Genomic DNA, 1,562 nt, shown 5'->3' on the forward strand with positions numbered 1-1,562 from the left:
CTCTCTCTCACCACTACGTATCTTTTTTTGTCATTGCTTACTGGGTTCTCTTTTCTGTTGTTTTGTTTTTGTTTTTTAGAGAGAAGACGGGAAAGGAGGTTTTTGCCCGTTTCGTGGGGTCGGGGATGTGGATAGGAGAGGGCGGGCCGCCAGTGCGGGAAGTGACGTGTCATGAGGTCCGGGTGGAGCGTGTGGCCGAGGCGCTCGACGACATCGAGGGGCGGACCTTCGGTTACTGGCGCGGGCTGTACTACGGCGCGTACTCCCTGACCGCGTTGCGGGAGATGCGTGACGAGCTGCTCGATCATGTCGCCGCCCGCACTCTCCGGGACCCCGCGCCGGACGACAACGTGCGCACGGTGCTGCGGACGGCGGCGGAGTGCTCGCTGGGGCTTCTGAGCGTCGGCTGTTACCCGAGGGGCGACCAGGAGCTTCTCTTCCCGCTCATCGACCGGGAGCTCACGAGTGAGGACATCGAGTTCCAGCACCTGGTCAAAGAGGCGCCCACGGCCGCGACCTGGATCGAGACCTTCGAACTGTGCGTGGTGAGCGGTCTGGTGTGGGAGTGGCGGAGGGTGATCGGCCTGCTGATGCGGGGCGACAACGCGCGCACGATCCACGATGGTGTGCCGTACTCCGACCTGGACTCGGTGTCCGATCCGGCCGACCTGGCGGCGATGGACGCGCTGTGCGGTTATCTGACGCCCTCGGCCGGACATCTGCCCCGTGACTGGCCCACCGTGCCGCTGTGCGGGCCGGACGCCGACGAGCGGGCCGAGGCCGCGCGGCGACTGGACGAGGTCGGCCCGCTGACACCGGATCAGCGTCTGCTTCGCGTGCTCCTCGATGACGACCGGCACGCCTTCGGCCAGGCGCTCGCGGCCCGGCTCGTCGAGCACCGGGAGCAGGTGGGGGCCGATCCCGCCCCCAGGACCCTGCTGCCCCTCGGCCCGCTCGCGCTCGCCGCGCTCGCGGTCCAGGTCCACGGGTGGGAGTCGGAGGTCAGCTCCGCCTACCTCCCGCACTCCCTGCTCGGCTCCACGGACGCGCTGCGACGCGCGGCGGACAGCGAGACGAACACCCTCGGCCTCTGGACCGCGAGGTAGCCGCACGTCAGCGTCGTCAACTAGGCCGGTCCTCCGGGACTTCGGCGGTGCCGCCGATCCGCTGCCCCCTGCTGACGGCGACGCGCAACACGTCCTCCAAGGACTCCACGGCCCGCGTCAGTGCGAACCGCACGGCGCGCTCCCCGGCCGCCGCGTCCCCGAGTACGGCCCTGCCGCCGGCCAACACCTCCTCGGCCGAGCCGAGTTGGGAGGCCTCCACGCTGTCGGCCAGCAGGGAGAGAGCCCCGGGGTGTGCGGTGTCCGGGTCGAGGTAGCAGGGCTTGCCGTCCGTGTTGGTCCACGGCAGCAGACGCAGACCGTCCATCATGCGGGGACCTCCGTGCCGGGCATGGCGCAGGCGTAGAGCTCCTCGGGGCCGAGCACGTAGGGCCGTACGAGGTTGTCGTAGGACTCGAAGGGCCAGATGTCGTCGAGGGTCCCGGGCGGGGGTGGGGG

General features: G+C 69.3%; 2 protein-coding genes. One reads left to right on the plus strand and one right to left on the minus strand.

Annotated features, from left to right (window positions below; all coding sequences use genetic code 11):
* Positions 1 to 152 precede the first annotated feature (152 nt).
* Complete coding sequence (locus P1P70_RS44400; protein ID WP_319248145.1) at positions 153 to 1,106, plus strand: immunity 49 family protein; 954 nt, start codon at positions 153 to 155, stop codon at positions 1,104 to 1,106.
* Positions 1,107 to 1,122: 16 nt separating this feature from the next.
* On the opposite strand, the gene P1P70_RS44405 is transcribed toward P1P70_RS44400, so the two are convergent.
* Positions 1,123 to 1,434: a hypothetical protein gene (locus P1P70_RS44405; protein ID WP_319248147.1), complete on the minus strand. Its 312-nt coding sequence runs from the start codon at positions 1,432 to 1,434 to the stop codon at positions 1,123 to 1,125.
* Positions 1,435 to 1,562 lie beyond the last annotated feature (128 nt).

The organism is Streptomyces sp. MB09-02B (genome assembly GCF_033794485.1).
Taxonomy (GTDB): Bacteria; Actinomycetota; Actinomycetes; order Streptomycetales; family Streptomycetaceae; genus Streptomyces.

Bases quoted from the DNA above. Each gene is read 5' to 3' on its own strand.
- P1P70_RS44405 (WP_319248147.1), bottom strand. From the start codon at position 1,434: ATGATGGACGGTCTGCGTCTGCTGCCGTGGACCAACACGGACGGCAAG.